The sequence below is a fragment of the Lutibacter sp. genome, assembly GCF_046055765.1.
Lineage (GTDB): Bacteria > Bacteroidota > Bacteroidia > Flavobacteriales > Flavobacteriaceae > Lutibacter.
Genome location: NZ_JASFZF010000027.1, coordinates 1 through 19,095 on the forward strand (window position 1 = coordinate 1; position 19,095 = coordinate 19,095).

The 19,095-nt window shown below is 29.6% G+C and carries 18 protein-coding genes; 13 read left to right on the top strand and 5 right to left on the bottom strand.

The features are described from left to right. The 3 genes from QM495_RS02975 to QM495_RS02985 all read left to right on the top strand — a co-directional run. Positions 1 to 340 (top strand): M3 family metallopeptidase (locus tag QM495_RS02975; RefSeq protein WP_408670622.1); only part of this gene is annotated, 340 nt, incomplete at its 5' end. Between the two features lie 145 nt (positions 341 to 485). Further along, entirely contained in the window at positions 486 to 3,614 is a 3,129-nt protein-coding gene (locus QM495_RS02980) for a carboxypeptidase regulatory-like domain-containing protein (protein ID WP_408670623.1), read from the top strand. 135 nt (positions 3,615 to 3,749) lie between these two features. Then, complete coding sequence (locus QM495_RS02985) at positions 3,750 to 4,220, top strand: DUF6495 family protein (protein WP_408670624.1); 471 nt, start codon at positions 3,750 to 3,752, stop codon at positions 4,218 to 4,220. Here the strand turns inward: QM495_RS02985 and QM495_RS02990 are convergent. Beyond that, on the bottom strand, positions 4,201 to 4,884 hold the full coding sequence (locus QM495_RS02990; RefSeq protein ID WP_408670625.1) for an SIR2 family NAD-dependent protein deacylase: 684 nt from the start codon (positions 4,882 to 4,884) through the stop codon (positions 4,201 to 4,203). The two genes, QM495_RS02985 and QM495_RS02990, sit on opposite strands and share 20 nt — an antisense overlap. Before the next feature lie 53 nt (positions 4,885 to 4,937). Between QM495_RS02990 and QM495_RS02995 the strand changes: the two genes are divergently transcribed. Further along, a complete protein-coding gene (locus QM495_RS02995) occupies positions 4,938 to 5,615 on the top strand; it encodes a TrmH family RNA methyltransferase (RefSeq protein ID WP_408670626.1) in 678 nt (225 codons plus the stop codon). Here the strand turns inward: QM495_RS02995 and QM495_RS03000 are convergent. From QM495_RS03000 to QM495_RS03015, 4 genes are read right to left on the bottom strand one after another with little or no spacing between them, the layout of a single operon-like run. After that, entirely contained in the window at positions 5,608 to 5,976 is a 369-nt protein-coding gene (locus QM495_RS03000; RefSeq protein WP_408670627.1) for a DUF4258 domain-containing protein, read from the bottom strand. The two genes, QM495_RS02995 and QM495_RS03000, sit on opposite strands and share 8 nt — an antisense overlap. Before the next feature lie 3 nt (positions 5,977 to 5,979). Then, positions 5,980 to 7,182 carry an alanine dehydrogenase gene (locus tag QM495_RS03005; protein WP_408670628.1) on the bottom strand — a complete coding sequence of 401 codons (1,203 nt, stop codon included), beginning with the start codon at positions 7,180 to 7,182 and terminating at the stop codon, positions 5,980 to 5,982. Then, positions 7,175 to 7,591 (bottom strand): tRNA (adenosine(37)-N6)-threonylcarbamoyltransferase complex ATPase subunit type 1 TsaE, encoded by a 417-nt coding sequence (gene tsaE, locus QM495_RS03010; RefSeq protein ID WP_408670629.1) that lies wholly within the window; start codon positions 7,589 to 7,591, stop codon positions 7,175 to 7,177. The genes QM495_RS03005 and tsaE overlap by 8 nt, the downstream gene beginning before the upstream one ends. Before the next feature lie 10 nt (positions 7,592 to 7,601). Beyond that, positions 7,602 to 9,152 (bottom strand): PglZ domain-containing protein, encoded by a 1,551-nt coding sequence (locus QM495_RS03015; protein ID WP_408670630.1) that lies wholly within the window; start codon positions 9,150 to 9,152, stop codon positions 7,602 to 7,604. Between the two features lie 38 nt (positions 9,153 to 9,190). Here QM495_RS03015 and QM495_RS03020 point away from each other — a divergent pair, with 38 nt between their 5' ends. From QM495_RS03020 to QM495_RS03060, 9 genes are all read left to right on the top strand, one after another. Continuing rightward, entirely contained in the window at positions 9,191 to 10,420 is a 1,230-nt protein-coding gene (locus QM495_RS03020; protein ID WP_408670631.1) for an HD domain-containing protein, read from the top strand. A gap of 34 nt (positions 10,421 to 10,454) precedes the next feature. Next, positions 10,455 to 11,489, top strand: a complete 1,035-nt coding sequence (lpxD, locus tag QM495_RS03025; protein WP_408670632.1) for a UDP-3-O-(3-hydroxymyristoyl)glucosamine N-acyltransferase — start codon at positions 10,455 to 10,457, stop codon at positions 11,487 to 11,489. Continuing rightward, the gene (locus QM495_RS03030) at positions 11,489 to 12,886 is read left to right on the top strand and encodes a bifunctional UDP-3-O-[3-hydroxymyristoyl] N-acetylglucosamine deacetylase/3-hydroxyacyl-ACP dehydratase (RefSeq protein ID WP_408670633.1); all 1,398 of its coding nucleotides are present in this window, start codon (positions 11,489 to 11,491) and stop codon (positions 12,884 to 12,886) included. The genes lpxD and QM495_RS03030 overlap by 1 nt, the downstream gene beginning before the upstream one ends. Continuing rightward, on the top strand, positions 12,886 to 13,668 hold the full coding sequence (lpxA, locus tag QM495_RS03035) for an acyl-ACP--UDP-N-acetylglucosamine O-acyltransferase (protein ID WP_408670634.1): 783 nt from the start codon (positions 12,886 to 12,888) through the stop codon (positions 13,666 to 13,668). Before QM495_RS03030 ends, lpxA begins: the two co-directional genes overlap by 1 nt. Before the next feature lie 80 nt (positions 13,669 to 13,748). Beyond that, positions 13,749 to 14,315 (top strand): elongation factor P, encoded by a 567-nt coding sequence (gene efp / locus QM495_RS03040; protein ID WP_408670635.1) that lies wholly within the window; start codon positions 13,749 to 13,751, stop codon positions 14,313 to 14,315. A gap of 5 nt (positions 14,316 to 14,320) precedes the next feature. Then, on the top strand, positions 14,321 to 15,244 hold the full coding sequence (locus tag QM495_RS03045; RefSeq protein ID WP_408670636.1) for a UDP-3-O-(3-hydroxymyristoyl)glucosamine N-acyltransferase: 924 nt from the start codon (positions 14,321 to 14,323) through the stop codon (positions 15,242 to 15,244). Positions 15,245 to 15,317: 73 nt separating this feature from the next. Next, positions 15,318 to 16,190, top strand: a complete 873-nt coding sequence (gene sucD, locus QM495_RS03050; RefSeq protein WP_408670637.1) for a succinate--CoA ligase subunit alpha — start codon at positions 15,318 to 15,320, stop codon at positions 16,188 to 16,190. A 107-nt stretch (positions 16,191 to 16,297) separates the two neighbouring features. Continuing rightward, positions 16,298 to 17,044 (top strand): 3-oxoacyl-[acyl-carrier-protein] reductase, encoded by a 747-nt coding sequence (fabG, locus tag QM495_RS03055; protein WP_408670638.1) that lies wholly within the window; start codon positions 16,298 to 16,300, stop codon positions 17,042 to 17,044. A gap of 10 nt (positions 17,045 to 17,054) precedes the next feature. Continuing rightward, complete coding sequence (locus tag QM495_RS03060) at positions 17,055 to 19,082, top strand: VWA domain-containing protein (protein ID WP_408670639.1); 2,028 nt, start codon at positions 17,055 to 17,057, stop codon at positions 19,080 to 19,082. The last annotated feature ends 13 nt before the right edge of the window (positions 19,083 to 19,095 follow it).

Genomic DNA, 19,095 nt, shown 5'->3' on the forward strand with positions numbered 1-19,095 from the left:
TAAAATAAACGATGTAAATGCTTTTGAAGTAAAGGCATTAAAATCTGTTGATTTATGGATGTCAGAAGTTCCTACAAGATATAGATCTTCTTATTTTGCTCATATTTTTACGGGAGGATATTCTGCTGGTTATTATTCTTATTTATGGACTGAAGTATTGAGCCACGATGCATTTGAGTATTTTAATGAAAATGGAGGTTTAACCAGAGAAAATGGACAACGTTATCGAGATATGATTCTATCAAGAGGTAATACAATAGAATTGGAAAAAATGTACAAAGATTTTAGAGGCTCAGACCCAAAAATTGAACCAATGATTAAAGCAAGAGGATTAAACTAAATTATTAAAAATCAGTAATTAAAGTAATTAACAATAGTTAGTTAATAAACAAGCTTAAAACCCACTTTAAAAGTGGGTTTTTTTTGCTTATATTTGACAATTAATCAAACTATTTATAATAAATAACAATTTAACTCAAAATCACATGAAAAAACAATTACTATTTTCATTCCTAATTGTTGTATTTTCAGTTGTTACAGGTTTTTCACAAGTAACTACTTCAAAAATACAAGGATTAGTGAGCGATAACAATTCTGAAGGATTGTTTGGAGCAAATGTAATAGCAAAACACATGCCAACAGGTACCGTTTCAGGTACTATGACTTTAGACGGCGGAAGGTATACACTACCTAATCTGCGTATTGGAGGACCTTACACTATAACTATTAGTTATATTGGTTTTAGAACAATTGAATATACAGATATTTATTTAGATCTTGGTTCAGCTCTAGATCTTGACGTAAAAATGGTTGCTGAAAGTGAGCAATTAGAAGAAGTTGTAATTACCGGTGGAAGAAGTTCTACATTTAATAACAGCAGAACGGGTTCTGAAACTAGTGTTGGTAAAAGAGAACTTACAAAATTACCTACAATTTCAAGATCAGCAGCTGATTTTACACGTTTAGATCCTTCAGCTTCTGGAGGTTCTTTTGGTGGTAGAAATGATCAGTTTAACAATTTCACCTTAGATGGATCTATCTTTAACAATCCATTTGGGTTAGATGCTGCAACACCAGGTGGTCAAACAGGTGCACAACCGGTTTCTTTAGATGCTATTGAACAAATTTCAGTATCAACAGCACCATATGATGTTACTTTATCTGGATTTACAGGAGCTTCTATAAACGCAGTAACTAAAAGTGGTACAAATGAAGTTAAAGGAACTGTATATGGTTTTTTTAGAAATCAAGATTTAACAGGTGATAAGATTAAAGGTGAAAGCATTGCTGTTCCAAAATTAGAACAAACTCAAGTTGGTTTTAGCATTGGAGCTCCAATAATAAAAGATAAATTATTTGTTTTTATAAATTATGAACAAGATAAAAGATCAGATTTAGGTCAGTCTTGGTTACCTAATAATGGAGATAGTAATACTGGAATTAATGAATCTAGAGTTTTAGAAACTGACTTAATGGAAGTTCAATCTGCTTTAGCTGGTATTGGTTATGATACAGGTGCATACCAAGGTTTTACACATGCTTCAAATAGCACAAAAGGTATTATAAAATTAGATTGGAATATCAATGAGAAAAATCGTTTAGCATTTATTTACAATTTTTTAGATGCTTCAAGAGAATTACCTGCACATCCAACAGCATTAGGGTTTAGAGGGCCAAGTTCTCAAATTTTACAGTTCGAAAATTCAGGATATCAAATCAATAATAACTTAAAATCTGTTTTGGTGGAGCTAAACTCTACACTTGCAGATAATGTAACTAATAAATTACAGGTTGGTTATACTCATTTTGATGATTTTAGAGTTCCTAAATCTACACCAATGCCAGCTTTTAGAATACAAGATGGAAGTGGAGGGAATTACATTGTTGTTGGTCATGAACCATTTTCTATTCATAATAAATTAGATCAAAAAGTTTTTCAATTAACTAATAATTTAAATATTAGTAAAGGAAATCATAACTATACAATAGGATTCGCATTTGAGAAATTTCAATTTGATAATTCATTTAACTTAGGAACTTATGGATTAGGTGATGCTAGAGGTTATGTAGGTGCATTCTTTGGAGATTTTGCTGATATGGATGGATTCCGTGCAGGTATTGCAAATGGATTATTAGCTGATGCAATGGCAAATGCTCAAAATATTTTTGATAACAATAATGCTAATGATTCTTGGACGTTGGCTGAAACAAATGTTGGTCAGTTAGCTGTTTATTTACAAGACGAATGGAATGTAAATGATAATTTTAAAATTTCTTATGGTGTTAGATTTGACAAACCATTGTTCTTTGATTCAAGTGAAAAAGCTCAGGATGTAATTGATTTTCCTGGTAATTTTTATGCACCAGACGTACCATACATTGATCCTTCTACAGGTGAAACAGTTTTCTTAAACTCTACTAAAATGCCTAACAATGATTTCTTAATTTCACCAAGATTTGGATTTAATTGGGATGCTAAAGGAGATAAAACATTACAAATTAGAGGTGGTACAGGATTATTTACGGGACGTTTTCCATTTGTATGGTTAGGAAACCAAATAGCAAACCCAAATGTATGGTTTTACCAAATTGTTGACCCTGATTTTAAATTTCCACAAGTTTGGAGAAATAGTTTAGGTTTAGACTATAAATTAGAAAACGGTACAATTCTAACAACAGATTTATCGTATACTAAAGATATTAATGGTGCACACGTACAAAACTGGGGATTGGGATTACCAACAGGAACACTTAGCGGTGTAGATAATAGACCTATTTATACAAGTTCTGATGTTGGAAATGCAGCGTATGTGTTTACCAATTCTGATAAAGGAAGAACTTTTAATGCTTCATTTAAAGCACAGAAATCTTTTGACAATGGTTTATACCTAATGGGAGCATATAATTACTTAAACTCTAAAGATGTAAACTCAATTGAAGCTGAAATTACTGGTGATGCTTTTGCTTTTAATCCAACATTAGGAAATTCAAATGATGCAACATTAGCCTATTCTAAATATGGAGATACACATAGAGTTATTGGTGTAATTTCAAAAACTTGGGCGTATGAAGCAAACAATAAATGGGAAACTACTATTTCTACATTTTTTGAATATGCACAAGGTGGAAGATTTAATTACACGTATGCAGGTGATATTAATGGGGATGGTTCTAACTTAAATGATTTAATTTATATTCCTACAACTTCAGATATTCAATCAATGCAATTCTCTGGTCCAGGTCAAGCTGATGCATTAGAGTCATTTATTAAACAAGATGATTATATGAATGGAAGAAGAGGACAGTATGCTGAACGTTATGGAGCATTAGCGCCTTGGAGAGGTAAATGGGATGTGAAATTAATTCAAGAATTGAAATTATCTGACACAAATTCTTTACAATTTACAATAGATATTTTAAATTTTGGAAACTTAATTAATTCTGATTGGGGATTAGTTCAACAACCAGATGCAGTTCAACCAATTGGTGTATCTGTTGATGGTAGTGGAGTACCAACTTATACTTTTACTGGAGATGTACAAAAAACGTTTGTGTATGACGCTAGTTTGTTATCTAGATGGCAAGCGCAATTTGGATTGCGTTATTCTTTCTAAACAATAAATAATATATATATTTGAACCGCCCAAATTGGGCGGTTTTTTTATTTAAAACGGTCTCTGAGCAGAGTCGAAGAGATAATTTATAATTTCGACTCCGCTCAATTACCACTAAATTGAAATTTTAGTAAGATGAAATACAGAGAATTAACAAAAGAACAATTTTTCGAATTACATCAAGAATTTTCTAAATTTTTAGCAACTCAACAAATAGATGCAAAGGAGTGGAATACTATAAAAAAAGAAAATCCTGCAATGGCTGAGGAGGAATTAAATATTTTTAGTGATGTAGTTTGGGAAGATGTTTTAACAAAAACAAATTACTTAGAGCACACTTCTGAGAATGACATTAATTTGTTTAAATGCAACTCTAAAGAAATTATTAGAATTTACATTAAATTAAATGATACTTCTAAAAGTTTTTTAAATTCTGTTGATTTTGATTGGTTTTTAAAAAATCCGTTAGATGATAGTATCGAATATTTTAAAGCTGCTAAAAAATGTACAATAGAAAGAAACTTAGAAATTTTTAAGTTGATTGAACTTGGTAGTCAAATATCAAAGGGAGAATTATTTGAGAAAATTAGTCAATTAATAGATTAACAACTTTTACAACGCCAATTGAAGCTCTTTCAGCTATAATGGTTAAATTTGAATATTGATCTTCTTTAATAGTAGGCTTAGGATCTACAAAGTAAATAGGTGTTTTCGGTTTAATGAAATTAATTAGACTAGCTGCTGGATAAACTTGCATTGAAGTTCCTATAATAATTAAAATATCTGTTTTAGAAGTTATTTCAATTGCTTTATCTAGCATTGGAACAGCTTCACCAAACCAAACAATATGAGGTCTCAGCTGATGATTTTCTTTACAAACATCACCTATATTTAACGCTTTTTTCCAGTCATAAATAAGTTTTGGGTTTATTGTACTTCTTACTTTTAATAATTCACCATGCAAATGAACGACATTTTCACTCCCAGCACGTTCATGTAAATCATCTACATTTTGAGTAATAATAGTAACATCAAAGTTCTTTTCTAAAGAAACTAAAGAAGTATGAGCATTATTTGGTAGAACTTTTAATAATTGAGCTCTTCTTTTATTATAAAAATCCAACACTAAATTTTTATTATTTTCCCATCCAATAGGAGAGGCAACTTCCATAATATCATGACCTTCCCATAATCCATTTGAATCTCTAAAGGTTTTAATACCACTTTCAGCACTAATACCTGCACCTGTAAGAACAACTATTTTTTTCATATCATTAATTTATTCAAAAGTAAAATTTTATCTTTGAAGAAAGTTAATTTTGGATGGTAGATTATAAATTTATTAAATATTTAGAACAGTTTGTAACTGAAAAAAGAAGAAATTTATTTAGCAAAGTGTTAGATGAAAGAACTAGACACTTCACTGTTGCCATAGAAGATATTTATCAACCACATAATGCCAGTGCTGTAGTTAGAAGTTGTGAAATATTTGGGATACAAGATGTACATGTTATTCAGAATAAATATAAATTTTACGCATCAAATCAAGTTGCTAAAGGAGCTCAAAAATGGTTAGATTTTAAACTTTTTAAAGAAAAGAATACAAATAACACACTAACTTGTATTAATGATTTAAGAAGAAAAGGATATAAAATTATTGCAACAACACCTCATAATGATTCGTGTATTTTACAAGATTTTGATATTACACAAAAATCAGCCTTCTTTTTTGGAGTAGAAAAAGAAGGTCTTTCAAAAGATGTCATGGATAATGCTGATGGTTATCTAAAAATCCCTATGGTTGGTTTTACAGAAAGTCTAAATATTTCTGTAGCTGCAGCAATTATTTTGCAAAGTATGAATGACAAGCTTAAAAAATCTGATGTAAACTGGCAACTTACGGAATTAGAAAAAAGTGAACTGTATTTAGAATGGCTTCAAAAATCAATAAAAAGCATTAAAAAAATTAAAGAATATTATTATTCTAAAATTGCTACTTAAATTTAATTTTCTGAATATAAGCAATGGAATCGCATCTTTTTACTGTTAAATAAAGATTTTTCAAACTATCTTTTCCTTGAATAGTGTAGGTCATACAAGTATCTTGTTTAATTTTATTCCAAATATCAACATCACCATTTTTTAAAATAGTAGCAACTTTTAGAGAATCTACTTTATTTGATTGAAATAATGAAAGTACTTGACTTGAATAAATTTGAGGTTTTCTTCGAATGCTCTTGAGAACTCTGGAATTTGGTAAATAATCAAATTCAGCACTTTTTTTATCAAGAAAAAAAATGACAAGAATAATTCCAAAAATTAACCCGATTAAATAATAAGGAATACGTTGTTTAAAATTCATATTTTACAAAAACAATAAATTAATATCTCTAAATGGTAAATTAAACCAATCTGCAACAGTTCTATTGGTTAAAATTCCGTGGTAAAAGTACATACCTTTTTGCAAACTTTTGTCTAAACGAGCAGCATTTTCAAATCCACCTTCTTCAGCAATACTTAATAAATAAGGTGAAAATATATTACTTATTGAAACTGAGGCAGTTCTGGAATATCTGGAAGGTATATTTGGTACGCAATAATGGATAACGCCATGTTTGGTAAAAGTTGGTTTTTTATGTGTTGTAATTTCAGAAGTATCAAAGCAACCACCCCTATCAATACTTACATCAACTATAACTGCCCCTTCTTTCATTTGTTCAACCATTTCTTCAGTAACAATAACAGGTGTACGAGATTTTCCTCTTAAGGCTCCAATAGCAACATCACAGCGCATTAACGCTTTTAGCAAAGTTTTAGGCTGTATTGTTGATGTATAAATTGAACGACCTAAATTACGCTGTAAGCATCGTAATTTTGTAATAGAATTATCAAAAACTTTTACATTTGCACCTAATCCTATTGCTGAACGTGCTGCAAATTCACCAACAGTACCTGCACCTAAAATTACAACTTCACTTGGAGGAACACCACTTATATTTCCTAATAATAGGCCGTTACCTTTATTATCATTGCTCATTATTTCTGAAGCAATTAAAATAGCAGCTATTCCCGCAATTTCACTTAATGATTTAACAATTGTATAAACCCCTTGGTCATCCTTAATATAGTCAAAAGCAACAGCAGTTATTCGTTTAGTTGCTATAGCTTCAAAATACTTTTTTGTTTGAGTTTTTAATTGTAATGCTGAAAATAGAATACTTTGCGGATTTATCAATTTAATTTCATCGATGGAAGGTGGTTCAACTTTCAAAACTATTTGACATCCAAAAGCTTCTTTAACATCATAAGAAATTTTTGCACCAGCTTCAGAATATTCATTATCGGAATAGTTAGCTCCATTACCAGCACCGGTTTCAATAATGAACTTATGTCCTTGCACTGTTAAGGCTCCAACAGCATCTGGTGTTAGGCAAACACGTTTCTCTTGATAGTGTGTTTCTTTAGGAATACCTATTATAAGTTCACCTTTTTGTTTTGTGATTTCTAAGGTTTCTTCTTGTGGTAGTAATTCTTGTTTGCTAAAGGGTGAAGTAACTTTTTTACTCATTATTTTTAAGTGCTATAGTTCGCTGTTGATTGCTGTTAATTGAAATTGTAATAATTACCGACTTTAAAGGTACTAAATTTTCAACTTTATTTGGCCATTCTACCAAACACAAACTATTACTATAAAAATATTCTTCAATTCCCATATCCATGGCTTCTTCTTCATTATTGATTCTATAAAAATCAAAATGATATACTTTTTCACCTTTGGTTGTATGATATTCATTTACTAAAGAAAAAGTAGGTGAACTAACATTATCTGTAACACCTAGTTGTTTAACAATTTCTTTAATTAGTGTTGTTTTACCAACTCCCATTTCACCATAAAATAGTAATACATTGTGCTTAGCAAATTGTATTACTTCTTTAGCAATTTTTGGTAAATGTTGTAGCGAGTAATTTTTAACCATATATTTAAGCTTATTTTGGTACAAATATAGCACAAGGAATTATCATTTCCTCTAAAGAAATACCACCATGTTGGTACGTGTTCTTAAAATATTTAACAAAATGATTAAAATTATTAGGGTAGGCAAAAAAGAAATCTTCTTTAGCAAAAATAAATGAACTGTTTATAGAGATAGAAGGTAAGCCAATTTCTTTAGGATTTTTAACAGCGTACACTTCTTTATCTTCATAAGAAAGACTTCTTCCAGTTTTATATCGCAAATTTGAACTTATATTTTTATCGCCAATTACTTTTGAAGGTGCTTTTGCATTAATTGTACCGTGATCTGTAGTTATAATTAATTTTAAGCCTAAATTTTGTGCCTTTTGAATCATTTCAAGTAATGGCGAATTTATAAACCAACTGTTAGATAAAGATCTGTATGCTTTGTCATCACTAGCCAATTCTTTTATAACTTCCATTTCTGTTTTAGAATGTGAAAGCATATCAACAAAATTATAAACTATAACAGTTAAATCGTTTTCTTTTATCGTATTAAAATTATCAGCTAATTGCTTACCAGATTTAAGGTTGGTTATTTTGTAATAACCCATTTTAAAGTCTTGTCTTAGTCGTTGTAATTGAGCTTGTAAAAATTCTTCTTCATATAAGTTTTTACCACCTTCATCAGTATCATTTCTCCAATAATTTGGATGTTTTTGTTCCATTTCTAAAGGCATTAGACCAGAAAAAATAGAATTTCGAGCATATTGAGTAGCTGTTGGTAAAATACTAAAATACGGTATTTCTTTCTCTTTTTTATAATATTTAGTAATGGTTTGCTCTATAATATTGAATTGATCATATCGTAAATTATCAATAACAACAAGTAGTGTTCCTTTAGATTTACTTAATTCTGGAAGTATCACTTTTTTGAAAAGGTTATTTGATAAAACGGGAGCATCATCAGTAGTACCTATCCAATCTGCATAATTTTTCTTAATAAATTTAAAAAATAAAGAATTTGCTTCTTGTTTTTGACTTTCAAGAATTTCAATCATACCAGAATCGTTGATATTTTCCAATTCTAATTCCCAATACACTAACTTTTTATAAATATCAATCCATTCTTCATACGAATTTACCATGGCTAAATCCATCGCAATTTTTCTAAATTCTTGTTGATAGTTAGAGGTTGTTTTTTCAGAAACCAACCTTGAATGGTCTAAATTCTTTTTTAAACTTAGTAATATTTGATGTGGATTTACGGGCTTAATTAAATAATCAGCTATTTTATTACCTATAGCATCTTCCATAATATATTCTTCCTCACTCTTGGTAATCATAACAATAGGAAGGTTTGCATTATTGCTTTTTATTTCAGTCAACGTTTCTAAACCACTTAAACCTGGCATATTTTCATCTAAAAAAACAATATCATAATTTTTTTCATTACACATATCTATGGCATCGGCACCATTATTACATGTTGCAACTGAATATCCTTTTTTCTCTAAAAAAATAATGTGCGGTTTTAAAATATCTATTTCATCATCAACCCATAAAATGTTTATATCACTCATATTGCTATATTTGTAGTACTTAAATTAAAAATATTGTTTTGAACGAAAAAAAAACGAACAAACTTAAAATACTTAACGACCCAATTTACGGTTTTATTTCAATTCCTAATGAGTTAATTTATGATTTGATTGAACATCCTTATTTTCAGCGTTTAAGAAGAATTTCTCAAATGGGTTTGTCTCATTTGGTTTATCCAGGAGCCAATCATTCTAGATTTCAGCATGCCATTGGATGTATTTATTTAATGCAAAAGGCAGTTCGAATATTACGTTTTAAGGGAATTCAAATTTCTAAAGATGAAGCAAATGGATTGTATATTGCCATTTTACTACACGACATTGGTCACGGTGCATTTTCTCATGCACTTGAAAATAATATTATTTCAGGAATTGACCATGAGACCATATCATTGAAATTTATGGAAGTTTTAAATGATGAGTTTGATGGAAAACTTTCCTTAGCAATTGATATTTTTAAGGGGAATTCTCCTCGAAATTTTTTACATCAACTTATCTCAAGTCAGTTAGATATGGATCGACTTGATTATTTAAATCGTGATAGTTTTTATACAGGTGTTGCCGAAGGAAATATCAGTTCAGAACGATTGATTACGATGTTAAATGTGAAAGAGGACTGTTTGGTTGTTGAAGAAAAAGGGATTTATTCTGTTGAAAAATTTATTGTTGCCAGAAGATTGATGTATTGGCAAGTTTATTTACATAAAACAGGGTTAGTTGCTGAAAAATTATTAGGGAAAATTTTAAAAAGGGCAAAAGATTTAACTTTTAACGGACAAAAATTACCTGCGAGTAAAGCCTTTACCTATTTTTTAGAACAGAAATCTTCTATTGAAGAAATTTCAATAGAAACTTTAAAAACTTTTGCTAAATTAGATGACTACGATATTTTTTCAGCAATAAAAGAGTGGATTTCTTTTGATGATAAAGTACTTTCTAAGTTATCAGAAAGTTTGATAAATAGAATTCTTCCTAAAATTGAAATTCAGAAAGAACCATTATCAGAATCATATATTGAAACTATTAAAAAGGAAGTGAAAAACACCTTTAATTTGACGGATGATGAATTGAACTACTTTGTTTATACGGGTAGAATTCAGAATCAGGCCTATGATGCAACTAAAAACAATATTCAAATTTTATATAAAAACGGAACTATAAAAGATGTAACTGAAGCTTCAGATCATTTAAATCTACAAGCGTTATCAAATACCGTGTATAAGTACTATATCTGTTACCCTAAGAAATAGGTAGTGTTCAATTTTTTATTTATTTTTGCAATTCATGAAATTTACAGCAAACCAAATAGCAGAAATTTTAGAAGGGGAGATTGATGGGGATGAAAATGCCGAAGTTTACAAGCTTTCTAAAATTGAAGAAGGAGAAAATGGATCGTTAACGTTCCTTTCAAATCCAAAATATACACAATACATTTATACTACAAAGGCTTCAATTGCCATTGTAAATAAAAGTTTTGTCCCTGAAAATAAAATTGATATAACATTAATAAAAGTAGATGATGCTTATGAAGCATTTTCTAAATTACTAGCATTTTATGATGAAGTAAAATCTAATAAATTAGGAATAGAAACACCATCACACATAAGTGAAACAGCTAAACTTGGTAAAAATATTTATTTAGGCGCCTTTGCATACATAGGTAATAATGTGATTATAGGTGATAATGTAAAAATTTACCCTAATGTTTATATAGGGGATAATGTTTTAATAGGTTCAAATACAACTATATTTGCAGGTGCAAAAATATATTCAGAGACTGAAATTGGTAAAAGTTGTGCAATTCATTCTGATGCAGTTGTAGGTGCTGATGGTTTTGGTTTCGCCCCAAATAAAGATGGTAAATTTAGTAAAATACCTCAAATAGGTAATGTTATAATAGGTGATAATGTAGATATTGGTGCAGGCACAACAATTGACAGAGCAACATTGGGTTCTACTATTATTAGAAATGGCGTAAAACTCGATAATCAAATTCAAATTGCTCACAATGTTGAAATTGGTAAAAACACTGTAATTGCAGCACAATCCGGTATTGCTGGATCAACTAAAATAGGTGAAAATTGTATGCTTGGTGGTCAAGTTGGAATAGCAGGACATTTAACTATTGGTAATAATGTTCGCATGCAAGCTAAAACAGGCGTTGGTAAAAATATAAAAGACAATGAAATTATACAAGGAACACCAGCTTTTGGGTATTCAGATTATAATAAATCGTATGTGTATTTTAAAAAATTACCTGAGTTAGTTGCTAAAATAAATTTATTAGAAAAAGAAATAAAAGCATTAAAAGAAAAATAATGAGTAGTCAACAAAAAACAATAAAAAAAGAGGTTACACTTTCAGGAGTTGGTTTACATACTGGAAAAAAAGTTACTATGACTTTTAAACCAGCACCTATTAATTATGGCTATTCATTTGTAAGAATAGATTTAGAGGGAGAACCTTTAATTGAGGCAAGTGCAGAATATGTTATAAATACTCAAAGAGGTACTAATCTTGAAAAGAAAGGTGTTTTTGTAAATACATCTGAGCATGTTTTAGCAGCTGTTGTAGCTCTGGGAATAGATAATATTTGTATTGAAATAAATGCTCAAGAACCACCTATTATGGATGGTTCTTCAAAACATTTTGTAGAGGCACTTGAAAAAGCTGGAATTGTAGAACAAGGAGCTGATAGAGAAGAATATGTAGTAAAAAATATTATTTCATATAAAGATGAAGAAACGGGTAGTGAAATTATATTAATGCCTTCTGATGAATTTCAAATTACTGCAATGGTAGATTTTGGAACAAAAGTATTAGGTACACAAAATGCAACATTAAATTCTCTATCCGATTTTAAAAATGAAATTGCTGATGCAAGAACCTTTAGTTTTCTACATGAATTAGAAATGTTAATAGACCATAATTTAATTCAAGGAGGAGATTTAAATAACGCCATAGTATATGTTGATAAAGAAATATCAGTTAAAACTATGGATAAGTTAAAAAAAGCTTTTAACAAAGAAAATTTAACAGTAAAGGCAAATGGAATTCTCGATAATTTAACATTACGTTGGGCCAATGAAGCAGCTCGCCATAAGTTATTAGATGTAATTGGCGATTTAGCTTTAGTGGGTACCAGAATTAAAGGTAAAGTAATTGCTAATAAACCAGGACATTTAGTAAATACTATTTTTGCTAAAAAATTGCAAAAAATAATAAAACACGAAAAAAGAAATAACGTACCAATTTACGATTTAAATCAGCCACCTTTGATGGATATTCATAAGATTATGAGTATTTTACCTCATAGACCTCCTTTTTTATTAATTGATAGAATTTTAGAACTATCTGATAACCATGTTGTTGGAATGAAAAATGTTACGATGAATGAACCATTTTTTATGGGTCACTTTCCTGATGCTCCAGTAATGCCAGGAGTCCTTCAAGTTGAGGCAATGGCACAATGTGGTGGTATTTTAGTTTTAAGTTCAGTACCAGATCCAGAAAATTACTTAACATATTTTATGAAAATGGATAAGGTAAAATTTAAACGAAAAGTTTTACCTGGAGACACATTAATATTTAGAGCAGAGTTAATAACGCCTATAAGAAGAGGAATTTGTCATATGCAAGCTTGTGGTTATGCAAACGGGAAATTAGTAGTAGAGGCAGAGTTAATGGCTCAAATTGCAAAAAAACCTACAGAATAATGAATCAACCTTTAGCATATATACATCCTGGTGCAAAAATTGCAACCAATGTAGTAGTTGAACCTTTTACCACAATTTATAATAATGTAACTATTGGAGCAGGAACTTGGATTGGTTCTAATGTTACAATTATGGAAGGAGCAAGGATAGGTGAAAATTGTAGGATTTTTCCTGGAGCAGTAATTTCAGCAATACCTCAAGATTTAAAATTTGATGGAGAAGAAACCCTTGCCATAATTGGTAATAATACAACCATTAGAGAATGTGTAACAATTAATAGAGGGACTAAAGCCCTTGGAAAAACCGAAATTGGAGATAATTGTTTAATAATGGCAACATCTCACGTTGCTCATGATTGTATTGTTGGTAATAATTGCATACTGGCAAATGGTTCAATTGTAGCTGGACATGTAACCATTGGAAATTTTGCAATTTTAAGTGGATTAGTGGCTGTACACCAATTTATACATATAGGTGAACATGCTATGGTTTCAGGAGGTTCATTAGTAAGAAAGGATGTGCCACCATATACAAAAGCAGGTAAAGAACCATTATCATATATTGGAATTAATTCTATAGGATTAAGACGAAGAGGATTTGAAACTGAAAAAATTAGAGAAATTCAAAATATTTTTAGGTTACTATATCAAAAAAATTATAATACAACTCAAGCTTCAGAAAAAATTGAAGCTGAAATGGAAGCAACAAAAGAAAGAGATCAAATTTTGTTGTTTATAAAGAATTCTCAAAGAGGAATTATGAAAGGCTATACTGGAAGTTGAATGTAATTATTAGATTATAAGCGAATTAACTATAATTATTTTAACGAAAAGTAGTAATAAATTTAAAACTAAATAACAAAATGGCAACAACATCAGATATTAGAAATGGATTATGTATAAAACATAATAATGATATTTTTAAAGTAATAGCATTTTTACATGTAAAACCAGGTAAAGGACCTGCTTTTGTGAGAACAAAATTAAAAAGCTTATCTTCAGGTAAAGTGCTAGATAATACATTTCCTGCAGGAAGAAAAATTGAAGATATTAGAATTGAAACTCGAAAATATCAATTTTTATACCCAGAAGGAGATACTTTTCACTTTATGAATACAGATGATTACAATCAAATTACTTTAGAAAAAGAAACATTGGATGCTCCAGATCTTTTAAAAGAAGGTGAAATAGTAACAGTTATATTTAATACTGAAGATGATATGCCTCTTTCAGTTGACATGCCAGCTAGTGTTATTTTAAAAATCAGTCATACAGAACCAGGTGTTAAAGGAAATACAGCAACAAATGCAACTAAGCCTGCAACTGTTGAAACAGGAGCAAGTGTAAACGTCCCTTTATTTATTAATGAAGGTGATAAAATTAAAATAGACACTGCAAAAGGAGCTTATTTAGAACGTGTTAAAGAATAATAATTATGAAATTCCCTCGCATTTATAACCTAAAAGAAATAGCAGAACTAATTGGAGCAACATACGTTGGACCTGCAAATTTCCCTATTTCTGGATGTAATGAAATTCATGTAGTTGAATCTGGAGATATTGTATTTGTTGATCATCCAAAGTATTATGATAAAGCCCTAGAGTCTGAAGCTTCAGTTGTTTTAATAAACAAAAAAGTAAAATGTCCACAAGGAAAAGCTTTATTAATTTCTAAAGATCCATTTACAGATTTTAATAAACTAACGAAACATTTTACTCCATTTGAAAGTACCAATATCTCTATTTCAAAATCTGCGGTAATAGGTGAGAATACAAGAATACAGCCTAATGTATTTATTGGAAACAATGTTTTAATTGGTAAAGGTTGCACAATTCACCCGAATGTTACCATTTATGATAATTGTAAAATTGGAAATAATGTTACTATTCATGCTGGAAGCGTTTTAGGTGCTGATGCTTTTTACTATAAAAAGAGAAAAGATGGTTATGATAAACTTTTATCGGGTGGAAGTATAATTATTGAAGACAATGTTGATATTGGAGCACTTTGCACAATCGATAGAGGAGTTTCTGCAAATACGACCATAAAAAAAGGAACTAAAATTGACAATCAAGTTCAAATTGGACACGATACAGTTATTGGTGAAAAATGTTTAATAGCTTCTCAAACAGGAATTGCAGGATGTGTAGTTGTTGAAGATGAAGTGATTCTTTGGGGGCAAGTTGGAACGAATAGCGGAATTACCATTGGAAAAGGCGCAGTAATACTTGGTCAAACAGGTGTAACTAAATCTGTAAAAGGAGGTAAAACGTACTTTGGAACTCCTATTGATGAATCTAGAAAGAAATTAAAAGAAATTGCAGGAATAAAGCAATTAATAAAAAATCAAAAAAAGTAACTTTTCTTTTATTCAGAACATATAAAAAATTACTTTTGTAAAGTTTAATTACATAAATTTAAAATATACTTCAATGAGTGTTTTAGTAAATAAAAATTCAAAAATAATTGTTCAAGGGTTTACAGGGGGAGAAGGTACTTTTCACGCAACTCAAATGATTGAGTATGGAACTAATATAGTGGGTGGTGTTACACCAGGTAAAGGAGGTCAAACACATTTAGATAAACCTGTTTTTAATACAGTACAAGATGCTGTTGATAAAGTTGAGGCTGACACTTCAATAATTTTTGTGCCGCCAGCATTTGCTGCTGATGCAATTATGGAAGCAGCTGCAGCAGGAATAAAAGTAATCATCTGTATTACAGAAGGTATTCCTGTAGCTGATATGGTAAAAGTTAAAGCTTACATTGATAATAAAGATTGTAGATTAGTAGGTCCAAATTGCCCAGGAGTAATTACTGCTGAAGAAGCTAAAGTTGGTATTATGCCTGGTTTTATCTTTAAAAAAGGGAGAGTTGGTGTTGTTTCTAAATCTGGTACCTTAACGTATGAGGCTGCGGATCAAGTTGTTAAAAAAGGTTATGGTATTACAACAGCTATTGGTATTGGTGGAGATCCTATTATTGGAACTACCACAAAAGAAGCTGTTGAATTGTTAATGAATGATGATGAAACAGACTTAATTGTAATGATAGGTGAAATAGGTGGACAATTAGAAGCTGAAGCAGCTCGTTGGGTAAAAGCAACAGGAAATAAAAAACCAGTAGTTGGTTTTATTGCAGGACAAACTGCTCCAAAAGGTAGAACTATGGGCCATGCAGGTGCAATAGTTGGTGGTGCTGACGATACTGCCCAAGCAAAAATGGCAATTTTAAGAGAAAATGGAATTCACGTAGTTGAATCTCCTGCTAAAATTGGAGAAAAAGTTGCAGAAATTTTAGGATAAAATAATTCTAAAAATAGATATAAAAGCTTCCTATATGGAAGCTTTTTTTGTACAAATGTGTATATTTGATTTATCGATAACAAAAAAACTTAAGCAAACATTAAATTATGAAACTTTTAGAAAATAAAACTGCATTAATTACAGGGGCTACAAGGGGTATTGGAAAAGGAATTGCGGTAACATTTGCAAAGCAAGGAGCCAATGTGGCATTTACATATAGTTCATCAGTAGAAGCTGCAAAAGAATTAGCAAAAGAATTAGAAACTTATGGCATAAAAGCAAGAGGATATCAATCAAATGCTGCTAATTTTGAAGCTGCTCAGGAATTGGCTGCAAGTGTTTTAAAAGAATTTGGAACTATAGATATTTTAATAAATAACGCGGGTATTACTAAAGATAATTTATTAATGCGTATTTCTGAAGCCGATTTTGATAAAGTAATAGAAGTGAACTTAAAATCAGTTTTCAACTTAACAAAAGCAGTAATTAGACCAATGATGAAACAACGTGCAGGCTCAATTATTAATATGAGTTCAGTTGTAGGATTAAAAGGAAATGCAGGACAAGCAAATTATGCAGCTTCTAAAGCTGGTATCATTGGTTTTTCCAAATCTGTAGCCTTAGAATTAGGTTCAAGAAATATAAGAAGTAACGTAATTGCTCCTGGATTTATTGAAACAGAAATGACCGCTAGTTTACCAGAAGATACTGTAAAAGAATGGAGAAATGCAATTCCGTTAAAACGTGGTGGAACTCCTGAAGATATTGCCAACGCTTGTGTATTTTTAGCTTCTGATATGAGTTCCTATATTACAGGTCAAACATTGAGTGTTGATGGAGGTATGTTAACTTAATTTCTACCTATTGGAAACCGCCACATTATTATTAATAATATTAGCCGTTTTTACAGCTTTATTTATTGCTGTATTTCAATATATCTATCAGAATGAAGATAAAAGCCAATTAAATTATTGGCTTTCTTTTTTTCGCTTTATTGCTATTTTTTTAATTTTTATTTTATTGATAAACCCGTCAATAAAAAAAAGCAGAACTGAAATTATAAAGCCAAATTTAATAGTTGCTGTAGATAATTCAGCTTCAATTAAATATAATTTACAAAATGAGAGTGTTATAAATTTAATAAATTTAATAAAAAACCACACAAAATTAAATTCTAAATATTCAATTAAGTATTATGGTTTTGGAAATAATTTATATGAATTAGATTCCTTAAGTTTTAGTGAAAATCAAACTAATTTATCATTACCATTTAAAGAATTCTCCAAATTATTCAATAAAAATTTAGCGCCAATAATTTTTGTTTCAGATGGAAACCAAACTGTTGGGAATAATGTTGAATACATTAATTATAAATACCCTGTTTTTCCTTTTATAGTTGGTGATACAACTCATTTTGAAGATTTATTTATACAACAATTAAATGTAAATAAATTTACAACTATTAATAATAAATTTCCTGTAGAGTTATTTATAAATTATATTGGAAATAAATCAATTTCAAAAAAACTAAATATCTACCACAAGAATGTTAAGATTTATAGCGAAGTTTTAGATTTTTCAAAAGATGAAACGGTAAAAACTAGTTCATTTTTTTTAACAGCAAAAGAAAAAGGTACTCAGTTTTATAGAGCTACTATAGACGAATTAAAAGGGGAAAGAAATAGGATAAATAACTCAAAAGACTTCAGCATAAAAGTTATTGATGAAAAATTTAAAATTTTAATTTTAAGTGCAATCTTACATCCGGATTTAGGAATGCTTAAAAAATCTATTGAAAGTAATAAACAGCGTTTAGTTAGTATTATAAATATAAATAACTTTAAAGGTAATATATCTGATTATCAATTAATTATACTAAATCAACCAACCAATAAGTTTAGTCGTATTTTTGAAGAAATTAATACTAAAAAGTTAAGTTATTTTATAATTTCAGGACTTAGTACAGATTGGAGGTTTTTAAATAAAATTCAACATAATTTTTCTAAAAAATCAATTACACAAGTTGAAAATTATAAGCCCTTATTTAATTCAGATTATGCTAGTTTTTTAACTAATGATATTGGTTTTTCAAGCTTTGCACCACTAGAAGATAGTTTTGGCGATATTACATTTTCAATTCCATATAATACGCTGTTATTTCAAAAAATTGGAACAATTAATACTGAAAAACCATTATTAGCTACATTTGAAATCAATAATCAAAAAGGTGCTATTTTATTTGGTGAAAATTCTTGGCGTTGGAGAATGAATAGTTTTTCGTCATTAAAAACATTTGAATATTTTGATGGTTATATTTCAAAGTTAGTTCAATATTTAGCTTCGAATCAGAAAAATAAACAATTATCAGTTTCTGTAAAAACTATTTATCATACAAATGAAACTATCCAAATTTCTGCAAGTTATTTAGATAAAAACTTGAATTTTGACGGGAGAGTTAAGCTTTGGCTAACAATTTCTAATAAAAAAAATAATTATTTTAAAAAGATACCTTTTGCCTTACTACAAAGTAAATTTATTGTGGAATTATCTAATATTCCTTCAGGAGAATATAGGTATACTTTGTCTGTTGAAAACCAAGTGCCAAAAATATCAGGAAGTTTTAAAGTACTCCCTTTTGATATTGAACAGCAGTTTAAAAATGCAAATGATTCAGCATTAAAATTACTGGCTGCTAAAACAAAAGGAAATATCTTTTATTCTAATGATGAAGAAAAACTGCTTGAAAATTTGATATCTGATAAACGATTTAATAATATTCAAAAATCTACTATTATTAAAACGCCTTTAATTAATTGGAAGTGGATTTTAGGAATTCTACTACTTAGCTTAAGTATTGAATGGTTTACGCGTAAATATTTCGGTAAAGTTTAACTATTAGTTATTT